The sequence below is a fragment of the Psychrobacter sp. ANT_H59 genome (assembly GCF_008369225.1).
Classification (GTDB): domain Bacteria; phylum Pseudomonadota; class Gammaproteobacteria; order Pseudomonadales; family Moraxellaceae; genus Psychrobacter; species Psychrobacter cryohalolentis.
The window spans coordinates 1-14810 of record NZ_VOBE01000011.1 but is presented as its reverse complement, the minus strand read 5'-3'; the positions used below and the strand labels follow the sequence as shown (position 1 = coordinate 14810).

14 protein-coding genes are annotated in these 14810 nt (G+C 43.5%); 13 read left to right on the top strand and 1 reads right to left on the bottom strand.

Annotation, left to right across the window (positions count from 1 at the left end; genetic code table 11):
• From FQ083_RS12565 to ccmI, 13 genes are all read left to right on the top strand, one after another.
• A partial coding sequence (locus FQ083_RS12565) for a copper resistance protein B (protein WP_149410097.1) occupies positions 1–638 on the top strand: 638 nt, incomplete at its 5' end.
• 27 nt (positions 639–665) lie between these two features.
• Complete coding sequence (locus tag FQ083_RS12560; protein ID WP_149410096.1) at positions 666–1160, top strand: DUF305 domain-containing protein; 495 nt, start codon at positions 666–668, stop codon at positions 1158–1160.
• Between the two features lie 780 nt (positions 1161–1940).
• A complete protein-coding gene (locus FQ083_RS12555) occupies positions 1941–2219 on the top strand; it encodes a DUF5676 family membrane protein (protein ID WP_149410095.1) in 279 nt (92 codons plus the stop codon).
• An 88-nt stretch (positions 2220–2307) separates the two neighbouring features.
• On the top strand, positions 2308–2463 hold the full coding sequence (locus tag FQ083_RS12710; protein WP_188004118.1) for a hypothetical protein: 156 nt from the start codon (positions 2308–2310) through the stop codon (positions 2461–2463).
• Positions 2464–2600: 137 nt separating this feature from the next.
• On the top strand, positions 2601–5231 hold the full coding sequence (locus FQ083_RS12550) for a copper-transporting P-type ATPase (RefSeq protein WP_149410094.1): 2631 nt from the start codon (positions 2601–2603) through the stop codon (positions 5229–5231).
• An 80-nt stretch (positions 5232–5311) separates the two neighbouring features.
• Complete coding sequence (tatA, locus tag FQ083_RS12545; RefSeq protein WP_149410093.1) at positions 5312–5596, top strand: Sec-independent protein translocase subunit TatA; 285 nt, start codon at positions 5312–5314, stop codon at positions 5594–5596.
• Positions 5597–5651: 55 nt separating this feature from the next.
• Positions 5652–6038, top strand: coding sequence for a Sec-independent protein translocase protein TatB (gene tatB / locus FQ083_RS12540; protein WP_149410092.1), 387 nt, complete (start codon positions 5652–5654; stop codon positions 6036–6038).
• Entirely contained in the window at positions 6035–6904 is an 870-nt protein-coding gene (gene tatC / locus FQ083_RS12535) for a twin-arginine translocase subunit TatC (protein ID WP_149410091.1), read from the top strand. Before tatB ends, tatC begins: the two co-directional genes overlap by 4 nt.
• A gap of 88 nt (positions 6905–6992) precedes the next feature.
• Complete coding sequence (locus FQ083_RS12530; RefSeq protein ID WP_149410090.1) at positions 6993–8282, top strand: RimK family alpha-L-glutamate ligase; 1290 nt, start codon at positions 6993–6995, stop codon at positions 8280–8282.
• Positions 8283–8526: 244 nt separating this feature from the next.
• Positions 8527–10572, top strand: a complete 2046-nt coding sequence (locus tag FQ083_RS12525; RefSeq protein WP_149410089.1) for a heme lyase CcmF/NrfE family subunit — start codon at positions 8527–8529, stop codon at positions 10570–10572.
• Position 10573: 1 nt separating this feature from the next.
• Positions 10574–11224 carry a DsbE family thiol:disulfide interchange protein gene (locus tag FQ083_RS12520; RefSeq protein ID WP_149410088.1) on the top strand — a complete coding sequence of 217 codons (651 nt, stop codon included), beginning with the start codon at positions 10574–10576 and terminating at the stop codon, positions 11222–11224.
• Entirely contained in the window at positions 11221–11790 is a 570-nt protein-coding gene (locus FQ083_RS12515) for a cytochrome c-type biogenesis protein (protein WP_149410087.1), read from the top strand. The genes FQ083_RS12520 and FQ083_RS12515 overlap by 4 nt, the downstream gene beginning before the upstream one ends.
• Positions 11787–13067, top strand: coding sequence for a c-type cytochrome biogenesis protein CcmI (ccmI, locus tag FQ083_RS12510; RefSeq protein WP_149410086.1), 1281 nt, complete (start codon positions 11787–11789; stop codon positions 13065–13067). Before FQ083_RS12515 ends, ccmI begins: the two co-directional genes overlap by 4 nt.
• Positions 13068–13532: 465 nt before the next feature.
• Here ccmI and FQ083_RS12500 read toward each other — a convergent pair whose 3' ends face one another.
• Positions 13533–14297 carry a sulfite exporter TauE/SafE family protein gene (locus tag FQ083_RS12500; protein WP_262881118.1) on the bottom strand — a complete coding sequence of 255 codons (765 nt, stop codon included), beginning with the start codon at positions 14295–14297 and terminating at the stop codon, positions 13533–13535.
• Positions 14298–14810: the final 513 nt, after the last annotated feature.

Here is a 14810-nt window from a genome sequence, read left to right as displayed (position 1 = left end):
TGATGATGGGTGATATGCCATTATGGGGCGTTTCTGTAGACGATTTAGGCTATCAGTTTGATGACGATCAGATTAATTATGAGGTTAGTACTTGGTATGGCCTAGATGAGCGCCGCCTCTCTTTACGTAGTGAAGGCAGTATTCAGACCAAAGATGATAAAGACATTGATAGTCTGACCTCATTATCTTACTGGAAGCCGCTAAGTATTTTTTGGAATGGCGAAGCAGGGGTCGCTTATGATACCAAGAATGACAAGCCTGCACTTATGGCTGGTATTATCGGCACAATGCCTTACTTTATTGAAACAGATGCTAGAGCATATCTCTACACCGATGGTCAAGTCAGGCTTGATCTTGGTGCAGAATATGAATGGCGTTTGAGTCAGCACTGGGTTGTGATACCGGAAGTTGGTCTGTCAGCTTTTAGTAAAGACGATATTGACAACCATATCACCAAGGGTTTCAATGAATTAGAGACTGAAGTTAGGCTGACTTATGAAACCTTAGGTCGTCAACTGGCACCTTACGTCGGTGTGAGCTATGAGACGGCTCTTGGCAGTGCTCGTGGTCAGCGGCGTCAAGAAAATGAATCGGTGGATAGCAGTAGTTTGACTGCCGGTGTTAAATTCTGGTTCTAACATTGTCAAAATTATAGGAGATATATTATGAAGGCTTCTGATCAAAACAGCATGAATCATCAAAACCATCAACAAGGCATGAATCCTTATGTGAAGTTCACTTTGATGATTCTGACGTCTACGATTGTAATGTTTATCATGATGTATTTTAATACCTATCAATTGGATCATGTTTATTTTAGTGAGACTCGAGCTTATATGGCGCTCTACATGGGTGCCGGTATGGCCGTCATTATGCTGGCCTTTATGGGTAATATGTATAAGAAGACCAAGATAAATCTACTGGTTTATGGAATAAGTGTAGTGATGTTTGCTGTAGGTATTTGGGGTGTTAGATCGCAGCAAACGGTCGATCAAGTCGATTGGATGCAAGCCATGATACCGCATCACTCGATTGCCATTTTGACCAGCTCAAGAGCAAATATCGAAGATCCGCGAGTACGAAAATTGGCGGATGATATCATTAAAGCGCAAAAGCGTGAAATCGCTGAGATGCAAGCGCTGATCGAAGAGCTGGAATAGACGGCTATATATAGAGGTATGGCAAGCTAAGAGATTGGTTATGAAAAAAAGGCGATATCTGGTATCAGCGCTATAGTCTCCGCTGGTACCTTCACCTTAAAAGGACAGATTGCACAGATAATTAATATGATTTTTTACCTACCCCTTCAACTGCAGTAACTGCTCTTTGTTTTACTGTTCTTATTTCAAAACCTCTTATTCCTATATCGAAATATTCAATATCTGTAGATTGCTATTCTTGAGTGATAGTAAGCATCTAAAAGTATACGCTCGCCCACCACTGTCAATATGAGTGCTATGAGTCTTGGAGAAATACTATGATGGAAGGCATGGGTTGGGGTTGGATGGTTCTCTGCTTATTGTTTGCGCTACTATTTTTTGCTGTGCTCGTGTTGACGGTTACGACGTTTCTTAAATATCTACGTAAACCTCATAATAAATAACTAAATTCTGCAGCAGAAAAACAGTATCCAGATGAAATTCGGATAGAGCTTAAGAGTCTGTTTACTATCCTCAAGGAGTGAGTTTATGCAATATGATATTCATGTAGAAAACAGGAAAAGTAAGCCATGAATGAGTTGCTTAATAACGCTGGATAATGGGGTCTCGCACTAATGATTATTGTCTTAACTTTCTAATTCTTCTACCGTTATTTCGCTAAGCAATGTTAATACAGCATAAAGATTTTACTTACACTGCTTCTTTATATTTAGAACGGACAGATGGACGGTTGATGAGTTTAAGCTTGAACGACATTGCGTAAGAACCAGGAGAATTAAGATGGCCAAATCAAACTTAACAACAAGTATTTTAAGAATTGCTCCAGTGGGTAACAGTATGTCTTTGTTTCTACTCATCAGCTATCTGTTGTGCATAGGCTTTGGTCTACTCGCACCTAAGCAGATAAGCATGCATGAGGCTTGGGCACCGCTGCTACCTGGTTTTGAGTGGTTAACCTGGTCAGGATTTCTGATTGGGCTTGTCGAATCCTATCTTTATGGTTGGTATTTTGCGATTGTATTTGTGCCGCTATACCGCTGGTTTGCTAAAGCACGATAAAAATTAGCAGTCAGAAAATCTCTTGGGTTCAAGTAAAAATTAATTAAAGAGTTGGAGTGATCACAGTTTAGATTAAGGAGAAATAATAATGAATGGGTCAATGCATGGCATGATGAACGGCTCAATGATGCAGAGTATGGGCTGGGTTATGATGCTTATCTGTTTGTTATTCATCTTACTGCTTTTCGCAGTACTAGTATTAACCATCAAGGCTCTGCTCAAGTATTTGCGTAATAAAGACTAAATTCCAATTAAAAAGTATAAAAAATAATTTTAGAGACTTTTAGATTAATCATTAGATGAATAGCAATCGAGGATTGATGATAGTGCTTTAAAATCTGTACTTATTATCAATATTTATTGTCTTCAAGGAGTGGTCTTATGAAACATATTGCCGATGAAAAATCTATCAAAGGTGGTCAGTACGATAAAGTACCAGAAAATTATAGTGGTACGGTTTATATCTGCCCGATGCATCCAGAGGTTAGAGATACTGAAAAAAGTGACTGCCCAATATGTGGCATGTTTCTGAAACCTGAAGACGAGGTTGCTGAATCCAATAACCATGAAGATAGTCATGCGCATTGTCATGGAGCGGATGCTAATAATAGTAATGAGGTAAATTCTGTCGAAGACGACAAGTACGACAAGATACCGGAAAATTATAGCGGTACGGTCTATATTTGTCCTATGCATCCAGAAGTAAGAGATGTTGAAAAAAGTGACTGCCCAATATGTGGCATGTTTCTTAAACCTGAAGACGAGGTTGCTGAATCCAACAACCATGAAGATAGTCATGCGCATTGTCATGGAAAGGATACTGATAGTAGCGCAGTAAAATCTGTTAAAGGCGGTAAATACGATAAAGTACCTGCTGATTACGGAGGCACGGTATACACCTGTCCTATGCATCCAGAAGTAAGAGACGTTAGAAATAGCGGTTGTCCGATATGTGGTATGGCGCTTGAGCCCGAAACGCTTACTATTGGTGAAGAAGACACCTCAGAGCTTGACGATATGACTCGTCGTTTTTGGATATGTACCGTGTTGACTGTACCGCTATTAATATATGTGATGAGCGGTATGTTTGACGTAAACGTAGTTAATTTTAGTCAGTATGGTATCTCTTCAAAGATCTTGCAATGGGCTGAGTTAGTGCTTGCGACCCCTGTAGTGCTTTGGGGCGCCGCCCCGTTTTTCGTCCGTGGCTGGCAGTCTATAAAAAGCCGCAATCTAAACATGTTTACCTTGATTGCGATCGGCGTAGGCGCTGCTTATATTTTTAGTATTGTCGCGACCTTTTTTCCCGATATTTTCCCAGACAGTTTCAGAGATGCCTCTGGTCAAGTCGGAGTCTACTATGAAGCCGCAGCGGTCATTGTGACCTTGGTGCTACTGGGTCAAGTATTAGAGCTCAAAGCTAGAAGTCAAACTTCAGGTGCGATTCGAGCGTTGCTTGAGCTCGCACCACCAACCGCAAGACGTGTTGATGAAAACGGTGAAGAAGTCGAAGTCTCCCTTGATGAGGTCGTCACTGGCGATAAGCTACGGGTTAAACCAGGTGAGAAACTACCCGTAGATGGTACAGTGATCGATGGTAATAGTAATGTTGACGAATCAATGGTAACGGGTGAGCCAATCCCTGTATCAAAAGTAGCAGGAGACACGGTTACCGGTGGCACAGTGAACGGTACGGGAACACTATTAATTAAAGCGGTCAATGTTGGAGCAGATTCAGTATTATCTAAAATTGTACAAATGGTTGCCGAAGCCCAGCGTAGCCGCGCACCTATACAGAAATTGGTAGATAAGGTAGCTGGGTGGTTCGTACCGATCGTGCTTATCTGCTCCGTCATTACCTTTATTGTCTGGGCGATATTCGGCCCTGAGCCCGCTATGGCCTATGCTTTGGTTAACGCGATTGCGGTACTGATTATTGCTTGTCCTTGTGCCCTTGGTCTAGCAACGCCGATGTCCATTATGGTTGGTACTGGCAAAGGCGCGCAAAACGGCGTCCTCATCAAAAATGCTGAAGCGTTAGAGAGTATGGAAAAAGTCGATACCATTGTCGTCGACAAGACCGGAACACTGACCGCTGGTAAGCCCGAGCTTACCGCAATTGATGCGCAGGTAGGTCAAGATGAAGACGAGTTCCTCGCATTGGTAGCCTCAGTAGAAAGTGCAAGCGAGCATCCTTTAGCAGAAGCTATCGTTAGAGCGGCTCAAGAAAGATCACTCATTATTCCTAAAGCTACTGACTTTAATTCGACTACTGGCGAAGGCGTACAAGCCGTGGTCGATGGTAAGAAAGTCGCTATTGGTAACTCTAAGCTTATGGAAAGCCTAAATAGTTTTGATAAGGAGTTGTCCACTAAAGCTGATGTCCGTAGAAAAGACGGTGAAACGGTAATGTTTGTGGCTATAGACGGTAAAGCTGCTGGTATTATTTCAGTTGCTGACCCTATTAAACCAAGCACCAAAGAGGCTATTTCACTGCTTCATGACGCAGGTTTAAAAGTTGTGATGCTAACCGGTGACAACGAAAAAACTGCGCAGGCAGTCGCTAATAAATTAGGTATTGATGAAGTTCATGCCGATGTCTCACCAGAGGATAAAAACCGTATCGTCAAAGAAATGCAAGACAGCGGTAAATTGGTAGCTATGGCAGGTGATGGTATCAACGACGCACCAGCGCTAGCGCAAGCCAATGTTGGTATCGCTATGGGAACGGGTACCGATGTGGCGATGGAGAGTGCGGGTATTACCCTGCTAAAAGGTGATTTAATGGGAATTGCAAAAGCTTATAAGCTTAGCCACGCCACCATGCGCAATATCAGACAGAACCTGTTTTTTGCCTTTATCTACAATGCACTTGGTGTTCCTATTGCCGCAGGTGTGCTCTATCCCATATTTGGGCTTCTACTCAGTCCAATGATAGCAGCGGCAGCTATGAGCTTGTCGTCATTCTCGGTGATTGCTAACGCGCTGCGATTGCGCCGTTTGAAACTGTAATTCTGGTACGGTGAAGAGGGTTCTAAAGCACACTTACACAGACTGGTCTAAACAAGATCTCAACATATAAGGATACCGTGATGGGCAGTTTTTCGATTACACATTGGCTGATTTTATTGGTGGTAGTGGTTGTCGTATTTGGCACCGCTAAGCTTAAAAATGCGGGTAAAGATTTAGGCGGCGCGGTAAAAGGGTTTAAAGAAGCGGTCAAAGATGAAGAGACCGAACACGCGCGTAAGAATCGAGTGCTTGATCATGAAAATAGTACGTCAACTTCAGATATCGATTTAAATACACAGGCAGGCACTCAGGTTGACGATATAGAAATCAGACCTGTCATCACTGATGATCAGCCTAAAGTATGAAGCGCGCCGCTTATAAATAGCGGCACTAAGTAGTCTATTAATATATGTGACTGTTATGTTTGATATCGGATTTTCCGAATTACTCTTGTTTGGCGTCATAGCCTTGATCGTATTGGGCCCAGAAAAACTGCCGCAAGCCGCACGTACCGCTGGGCAATGGTATGCCAAACTGCGCCGTACAGTATCCACGCTACAGTCTGAAATAGAGTCTGAGCTTGATCTGGCTGAAACACGGAAACAAATGCAAGATGAGCTGGCGAAAATCCGTCAGACTGAGACAGATATGAAGCGTGAGCTGTCAGAGATGCGCGGTAGTATGCAAAAATTTGAAGACTCACAGAACCAAAGCTCAGACGCTTCACATCAGCCAGTCACTCCTGATGAGCAAGATCATCAGCCCAATAGCGCCTCCTCCTTAACCAAACAGGAGGCAGATAAATGAATCTGTTTAAACGACAAAAAAGCCGGCAACAAAAGATAGCGGATACAGAGCTTGAGGCGACAATAGACGCCGCTGATAATAATAAGTCTGATGATGCATTAAGTGCACTTGGCGACATGCCTATTACGGCGCACTTGATAGAGCTACGCGCCCACTTAATCAAAATATGCATAACCATTTTAATCATATTTTTAGCATTGGTAGGGTTTTCACGTGAGCTCTATACGCTGCTATCAGACCCTTTGGTCGCTCAGTTGCCTGCTAATTCGACTATGATTGCCACCGATATCACCTCAAACTTTATGGCACCCATTCGTTTGACGATTTTTGTCGCTGCATTTTTAGCGATGCCTTATATCTTGTATCAAATTTGGTCATTCGTCGCGCCTGGTCTTTATAAAAAAGAGAGGAAAATAGCCATTCCAGTGCTACTGTCTTCGATATTTCTATTTTATACGGGTGTTGCTTTCGCCTATTTTGTTGTACTCAAAAGCGTCTTAAAGTTTTTTATCTTGTTTGCGCCGCAGAACGTCATACCGATGACCGATATTGACAGCTATCTGAGCTTTGCCCTCAAGTTGTTTATGGTGTTTGGGATCACTTTTGAGATTCCAGTGGTTACCTTATTACTAATAATGGTCGGAATCGTTTCTACTCAGAGTTTAGAAGATAAGCGTCGTTATATCATTGTGGGCTGTTTTGGAGTGGCAGCGGTAGTGACACCGCCCGATGGGGTATCTATGCTGTTACTGGCGATTCCAATGTGGCTATTATTCGAGTTAGGTTTACTCTTAGCAAAGATATTAATTAAAAATGAACGAAATAACGATTTAGCTGCAGGAAATGAGATATCAGAAAGTAGCTAGCATCACCTTAAACACACCAAACACCTCTTTTTTTACTGTTCATATAGATTATATCGGCACGATTACTCTACTTAGCGACGGAATTTAAATGGAACATCTAACTAGTAATAACGAAAAGAATGACGGTCTTGCAAATCGACTGAATCAAGAGTGCTACTGCGTTACTCTCGATCGTAAAGCGCTCAATACAAGCCTTCAACATCAATTGGTAGAGACTAGAAACAATCCAATAGGAGCGAACGAGCTTAATAAGCTTTTTTCAGCAACACCAGTCTTCGTTCCCAAAATAGAGATAGAGGCGATGGAGCGGATCGTCGAAGCTATCGAGTCAGCTGCCAAACTACCGCCTTATCAAGAGCAAGTGCTGTCGTGGGCACCAGAAATAGCTGCTTTCGATCCAGGTCCAATAGGGGCCCTCATGGGTTATGACTTTCACTTGGGTAGCGATGGACCTCAGCTCATCGAGGTCAATACCAATGCCGGTGGCGCATTTCTGAATGTGTTGCTCGCTCGCGCACAAAAGCGCTGTTGCAACCCCTCAGAGCAAAGCGCTGCAACCAATCAAATGCTAGATAGGTTCGAGACAGCCGTATTTGATATGTTCAAACAGGAATGGCAGCGACAGTCCGCTGTTTCTATGCCCAACCGGATAGCCATCGTAGATAATGATCCTAAAAGCCAGTTCATGTTTTTAGAGTTCCAGTTAGCCTGTCAACTGCTCCAAGCCAGGGGTATTGATACTGTGATACTCGATCCCTCTGAACTCGAGTATGTCGACGGTGCGTTGACAGCCCATGGTCAAAAAATTGATATGGTCTACAATCGGCTTGTTGACTTCGCATTCGAGGATCCTGACCATGCGCTGCTCAAACGTGCGTATCTAGAAGGCGCTGTGGTGGTGACGCCCAACCCCCGCGTACATGCTATGTTGGCCAACAAGCAAAACCTGACCTTGTTATCCGACTCCCAAACACTCCGCACTTGGGGGCTGGATGAAGCTGCAGTGAGGTACCTCGAAAGGTCTGTACCAAGGACTAAGATTGTATCAAGAGACGATGAAGCAGAGTTGTGGCATGCTCGGCGACAACTGTTTTTCAAGCCAGTTTCTGGCTATGGAAGCAAAGGCGTCTATCGCGGTAGCAAACTGACTCGACGCGTCTTCGAGAATATTTTGGATGAAGATTATATCGCCCAAACCTTCGTTCCTGCAACAGAGCGATCAATAAAGATTGATGACATCGTAACCACGAGAAAGGTGGATATACGTCTTTATACCTATGGTGGACAACTGCTGCTACCTGCTGCGCGTGTATATCAAGGTCAGACAACTAACTTCCGCACGCCAGGGGGTGGGTTCGCGCCTGTCTTTCAGGTGTGATCGTCTAGGTCTTATTTAGGTAGCGCTAGGCTGTTATAAGTCCGGTTGACTAATTCAATATTTTTCTTACCTAGCAAAAGATGGTTGTATATTTATGATTGTCTATTACTTTCGGCACGCTTTTTAAAACACTTCGAAATCAATTGGAGCTAGAGATAGCAGTAAATTTCAATAGTTTCCAATAATAAAGATCCAACCGTTACAGTGAACTTAAATCATATTAGAGTAAACAGGGTTAGACCGTATGTTAATCACAGAATTGGGTTATTTTGCCTTGCTGGCCGCATTTGTATTAGCGATTTTGCAGGTAATATTGCCAACTATTGGCGTTATGCGTGACCATGTTGCTTGGCAGCGTTTGGCACCGAGCTTGGCATGGGCGCAATTTGCCGCCATGATTACCTCTTTTGGCGCTTTGATGGCAGGCTTTTATTATAATGATTTTAGCCTTGTGTATGTGTCGCAGCACTCGAACACCTTGCTGCCTTGGTATTACAAGTTATCAGCAACGTGGGGCGGACACGAAGGCTCGCTACTGCTATGGATGACGATCATGGCAACGTGGTGTGCCTTGGTCTCCTACTTTAGTCGCGGACTGCCATTATCAATGCGCGCGCGTGTCTTGGTGATATTGGCTGGCGTACAGTTAATGATGCTGACGATGCTTATTTTTACCTCGTCACCATTTGATCGTACTCTGCCAAATCTGCCAGTTGATGGCGCTGACTTAAACCCTCTTCTACAAGATTTTGGTTTGATTTTTCATCCGCCGATGCTGTATATGGGCTATGTCGGTATGGTTGTGCCATTTGCATTCTGTATGGCAGCACTGTGGGAAGGGCGCTTAGATGCGGTCTGGACACGTTGGTCACGTCCATGGGCATTGGCTGCTTGGGGCTTTTTAACCATTGGTATCGCACTGGGTTCGTGGTGGGCGTATTACGAGCTTGGTTGGGGCGGTTGGTGGTTCTGGGATCCGGTCGAAAACGCTTCGCTGATGCCTTGGCTAGCGGGTTTGGCATTACTACATTCGTTGGCAGTGACTGAAAAGCGCGGCGTCTTTAAAGCGTGGACAATCATGCTGGCAATTTTTGCTTTTGCCTTAAGTTTACTAGGCACCTTCTTAGTACGCTCTGGGGTTATTACCTCGGTGCATTCGTTTGCCGCTGACCCCACTCGTGGTCTGGTAATTTTAGTGATTCTTGGCATCATCGTCGGTGGTGGTTTGCTGATGTTTGCGCTACGTGGCTGGCGCTTGACCATTGAGAGTCAGTATCAACTGGTTTCCCGTGAGTCATTTTTAGTGATTAACAACGTCATTATTTTGATTGCGACGTTAGTAGTATTGCTTGGTACGCTCTATCCTATCATTGCCGACGCCTTTAGCTTAGGTCAAGTATCCGTAGGTGCGCCTTACTTTAATGCGCTATTTGTACCGCTGACTTGGCTGCTGATGCTAGCGATGGGTATGGGTTCTAATATCCGCTGGAAAAAAGACAGCCGCCCGCTATTGGGCGTTGGTATGGTTATTGCGGCAAGTAGTCTAATACTAGCCGCGGTTATTACTTATTTTGTCAGTCCATCTGCCATGCTTAATATTGGTGTGACGTTAGCAGTAAGTTTTTGGGTACTGTTCTGGATGGTGGTTGATTTCAAAGACAAGACCAAAAATGCACCAAGCTTTTTGCAAGGCTTAAGTAAGCTGCGTCTAAGTTACTGGGGTCAGCAAACGGCACATATTGGCGTGATTGTAGCGGTCATCGGTGTCGCCTTTACCAGTACGTTAAGTATTGAGCGCGATGTGGCATTGAGTATTGGCGAAACGGTCCATGTCCAAGGTTACGACTTCACCGTTAAAGACTTCCGTGAAGTCAAAGGCAGTAACTATGATGCGACCCAAGCTGAGGTCGAAGTGAGTAAAGATGGCCGTGGTGTGACTACGTTATACCCTGAAAAACGCAATTACATTATTAGCATGATGCCAATGACCGAAGCAGCGATTGATGACAGTCTGATGCGTGATGTGTACGTCGCACTTGGCGAACCTATCGCTGAAGGCAGTAATAAATGGGCAGTACGTATTTATGTGAAGCCATTGATTCGTTGGATATGGCTTGGCGCTATTATTATGGCCTTGGGTGGTTTGCTGAGTATGCTAGATAGACGCTATCGTTTCAAAACAACCAAAACAGCGGCGCAAATCGCAGCGAGTAAGTCAGGTTTTGCGACGGTTGCTGATTTGGATGTTAAAGACGCGACAGATGCTACGGCAATAATAGGGGAGAAATAAGATGACTGAGTCAGATAAATCTTCCCAACAAAATCCTGAGCAAAAGGGCACTCAAACGATGAAAAAAAGCCAAATTAGAATATGGTTTTTGATTCCACTGGTTATCTTTGCTGCTTTTATGGTCATGCTTTATTTCCGTTTAGGTCAGCCAACCGAAATTGTGACTAATACCGCACTTGAGCGTCCAGTACCAGCTTTTGAGCTGCCATTATTATCTGATACTAGTCGTATTATGACCAATGACAACCTACCTGATGAGCCGTTTTTGATGAATATTTGGGGCTCTTGGTGTCCAACTTGTATCATTGAGCATCCTTTTTTAATGCAGTTAGAGGAGCGCGGTGTCAATCTTGTAGGCGTGAACTATAAAGACGATATTGGCGATGCATTCAGTTATCTGAACCGTGGCGGTGATCCGTTTTCGATGTCTATCCAAGATTTATCCGGTCAGTTTGCCTTAGATTTGGGTTTGACCGGTGCGCCTGAGACTTTCACTGTTGATGGTGAAGGCGTTATTCGTCAGCATATCATTGGTGAGATTAACGAGAGTAACTGGCAAGGTCGTATTGAGCCTTGCTTAACTGTACTCAATGATGCCAATGATAATAACGTCAGTCCAGATGCGAGTCAGGTTGAAGAGGTGTGCAAATGATAGCTCATCATATAAAAGCCATTACGCTAAAGACAGCGAGCTTAATACTTGCCTGTCTTCTAAGTGTGACCAGCTATGCGGCGATTGAAGTCTATGATTTTGACTCTGTCCAACAAGAGGCTCAGTATCGCGGTCTTATCGAAGAGCTGCGTTGCCCAAAATGCCAAAACCAAAACTTGGCAGGTTCTGATGCGCCCATTGCGCAAGATTTAAAGCAAAAAGTCTATGATTTGATTAAAGACAGACGTAGTGATGCGGAGATCCGGGATTATATGCAGGATCGTTATGGCGACTTTATCACTTATAAGCCACCCATCCGTCCTTCAACGTGGATCTTGTGGTTTTTTCCGCCATTATTATTGATTACATTAATTGCTGGTTGGTTTTGGCAAAGCAAGCGCCGTCAGCGTGTCGCTAGTGGTCAAAGCGGTATGATAGTAGACAGTGCTGCTACGTTATCAGCAGCAGAAAAAGCGGAGCTTGATCGTCTGCTATCGCGTGCCGATTCTAATGATAGCGTCACTAGAATGAATAATGACATCACAAGCATAGAGGACAAAAAATGACCCTATTTTCTACTTTTGGCTTATTTATTGCCCTAAGCTTATTTATTGCGCTGATACTGGCCGTCATCGTTATCATGCCATGGTTGCGAGCGTCACGCTTACGAGAGAACCCTGTCGATAACCAGTTACTAGATATCAATATCGCCGTCTTTCGTGAGCGTTTGATAGAATTGCAGTCGGATAAAGACAATGGCACGATTGATGACGCCCATTATCAAAATCAAAAAACGGAGCTTGAGCGTCAGCTATTGGATGCTCAGCGTGAAGTGACACCGATGGTCGCACCTGGTATCAAGAGCCGTTTGATTATCATGCTATGGGTCCCTGTATTGGCAGGACTGGCTTACTTCTTGGTCGGTGACCGTACACCGGTATTTGACTTGTGGACAGCAGAAGACAAAGTTGCACAAGTAGCCGATGATTTATTAACGGGTAAGATTGACCAGCCACCATCTTGGGCGATTGAAGATGGCACGCAATTAATCAGCGCGATGCAGACCAACGTTTATCGTCATGCCGATGATCCTGATCGCTGGATGCGTTTGTCAGAGCTGTTCTTATCGTTGGAAGCGACCGATTCAGCGATTGAAGCTTTGTCACGCGCTTACCGTCTGTCGCCAGACAATGAAGAGATTGCGACCACTTATGCGCAGATTAGCTTTTTTGCTAATAAGGGTCAGCTTGATGCCAGTAGCCGCCGTGTATTGCAAGATGTGCTTGCCAAAAATCCGCAACATGAAGGTGCGCAGATGCTGATGGCAATGGGCGAGGCGCGTGGTAGTAACTTTACCGAAGCACAAGGTTGGATTAAACGTTTACGTGAGAGTATTGCTGCCAAGCCTGGCGACCATACTAAAGCACTAGCGAGCCTTGATGAGTTAAGTGCCAATGTCACCGCGCAAGAGCAGCAAGCCTCGCAAGGTATTGAAGTGACCGTCTCTATTGATGCTAGCTTGTTGCCACTGGTTAAAGCTGACGATGTATTGTTTGTCGCGATACGCGATGTTAAAGGTGGTCCGCCGTATGCTGCTAAGCGTTTACCGATTAGCATTATCAAGCAGGGTAAAGCCAGTATCCGTTTAAGCGATCTTGATGCGATGATGCCAGAGCGCACGTTACAATCTGCCCGTAGCGACAAAACTCAGTTAGCAGTCGTTGCTCGTATCAGCCATAGTGGCAATGCCATAGCAGAGTCAGGTGACTTATCGGGTAATCCGATAGTGATTAGCGCTGAACAGACTCAGGTTAATATTGAAATCAATCAACAGACCCCCTAATAAATAATTATTACAGTAAGTTTCATAATACTAGAACCGTATGTAGGACGGCTTTTGAAAGTGGCGCTATCAGTAGCTGTATAACCTATTAGTAAAGAAGTAAAAAACGGCTATGGTGTTTTGCTAGTGAAATAATTGGACGGATGACTATAGAAAGTCTTGATTAAACACAACAGACAGCTCATTTGCAGCTTCCCGCAGAAGAGGTATATGACTTAATAACTCTACTAAATACTTTTTAACAGTGGGACCATGAGTAAATACGGTGGTAAAGGTTTGCTTGCTGCTCACCATTTAGAATTAGTACCGCACAGGCAACCATGCCTCGAATAAACTCTTAGTTATCTATCCCTATCTGAGTATCACGCGTTTCAGCTATGGTCCGCGTAGCTTGTTTTTACATCAGTATTGTTAGCTCTAGCAGTGATAATGCATATATTCACTGTCAGATAACTTTGGTTTAATTTAAAATAAAATCATGACGTTTTGGACAATCATCACTACGCCACTAATGACCATTAATAGGATCAGCATCACTCTAAACTGCCTGATATTCATACCTGCTAAAAACCGCTTCCCAATTATATTGCCAACCACAGCACCAAGCCCTAAAGCAAAGCCATAAATCCAAAGATTAGCAGTCAATACACCAAAAAAAGTATAACTACCAATCTGAGCCAATCCTACAAAGAATGAATTGGCTGTTTTAGTAGCGATTAAATCTTCTTTTTGTAATCTCGTATTCATATAGAAAGGATTGAGCACAGGACCCAAACCGCCGACGAGTGTGCTAATGAACGCAGTGATAAAACCTAAAGGCACAAAACCCAGTTTAGGCATATTAAAAGATTTTTCTACTTTGCCAAAACGATACTGCAAGACGGTAGATATCAAAAATGCACCAACTAATAATTGAATCCAGCTACCATCAAGACGGCTAAATAATAATGCAGCTAACCACGCGCCAATGATAGCGCTTGGCGCATAATACTTTATTAGCGACCACTCAATATGATGCCAAAATAAATAAAGACGCGAAGGACGACTAATGAAATTGCCTAAATTAATTACGGGTGGCGCAGCTGAGGTCCCTATCAGCGCAGAGGTGACAGGTATGAGTAAAAGCGCACCGCCACCTCCTGATATGGTGGAAACCACAAAAGCAATCATACCCGCCAAAAATAGCCCTGCAAGATGCCAATTAGGAATTGCTTGTAAAATATCGACCACGGTTAAGCTCCAACATTAACAGAAGGGAACGAGATTGTTTTAGAGCTACATTCTATCTAAAGTCACAATAAAACATCACCTGAAGCCGTCTACTTAGTAGTATTTTTCAGCTAAAACTCTAATCATACCCCCAAGGGAACCAGTTATTTTGCTCTTTAAATCTATTAATGGACCACTTAAAATAGATTATTTTAGGTGTTTATATTTATCAGAGCTTATTTACGAGCATCAACCAAAGAGCAAGATGCCAAGCGTACCAAAAATTAGCTCACACAGTTTGCTACTGATCATGGGCATAAAATTACTGCGTTCTATGTAGAGAATTAATCAGGGGCAAAGCTAGTACATCCGAAGCTGATAGCTATAACAACTAAACAAGCGAAGTGATACTCAAATACTCAAATACTCAAATACTCAAATACTCAAATACTCAAATACTCAAATACTCAAATACTCAAATACTCAAATACTCAAATACTCAAATACTCAAATACTCAAATACTCAAATACTCA

Excerpts from the sequence above, each read along its gene's own strand:
- FQ083_RS12525 (WP_149410089.1), top strand. The coding sequence starts at position 8,527 with ATGTTAATCACAGAATTGGGTTATTTTGCCTTGCTGGCCGCATTTGTA.
- FQ083_RS12550 (WP_149410094.1), top strand. The coding sequence starts at position 2,601 with ATGAAACATATTGCCGATGAAAAATCTATCAAAGGTGGTCAGTACGAT.
- FQ083_RS12530 (WP_149410090.1), top strand. The coding sequence starts at position 6,993 with ATGGAACATCTAACTAGTAATAACGAAAAGAATGACGGTCTTGCAAAT.
- FQ083_RS12520 (WP_149410088.1), top strand. The coding sequence starts at position 10,574 with ATGACTGAGTCAGATAAATCTTCCCAACAAAATCCTGAGCAAAAGGGC.
- FQ083_RS12560 (WP_149410096.1), top strand. The coding sequence starts at position 666 with ATGAAGGCTTCTGATCAAAACAGCATGAATCATCAAAACCATCAACAA.
- FQ083_RS12555 (WP_149410095.1), top strand. The coding sequence starts at position 1,941 with ATGGCCAAATCAAACTTAACAACAAGTATTTTAAGAATTGCTCCAGTG.
- ccmI (WP_149410086.1), top strand. The coding sequence starts at position 11,787 with ATGACCCTATTTTCTACTTTTGGCTTATTTATTGCCCTAAGCTTATTT.
- FQ083_RS12515 (WP_149410087.1), top strand. The coding sequence starts at position 11,221 with ATGATAGCTCATCATATAAAAGCCATTACGCTAAAGACAGCGAGCTTA.
- tatA (WP_149410093.1), top strand. The coding sequence starts at position 5,312 with ATGGGCAGTTTTTCGATTACACATTGGCTGATTTTATTGGTGGTAGTG.
- tatB (WP_149410092.1), top strand. The coding sequence starts at position 5,652 with ATGTTTGATATCGGATTTTCCGAATTACTCTTGTTTGGCGTCATAGCC.
- FQ083_RS12710 (WP_188004118.1), top strand. The coding sequence starts at position 2,308 with ATGAATGGGTCAATGCATGGCATGATGAACGGCTCAATGATGCAGAGT.
- tatC (WP_149410091.1), top strand. The coding sequence starts at position 6,035 with ATGAATCTGTTTAAACGACAAAAAAGCCGGCAACAAAAGATAGCGGAT.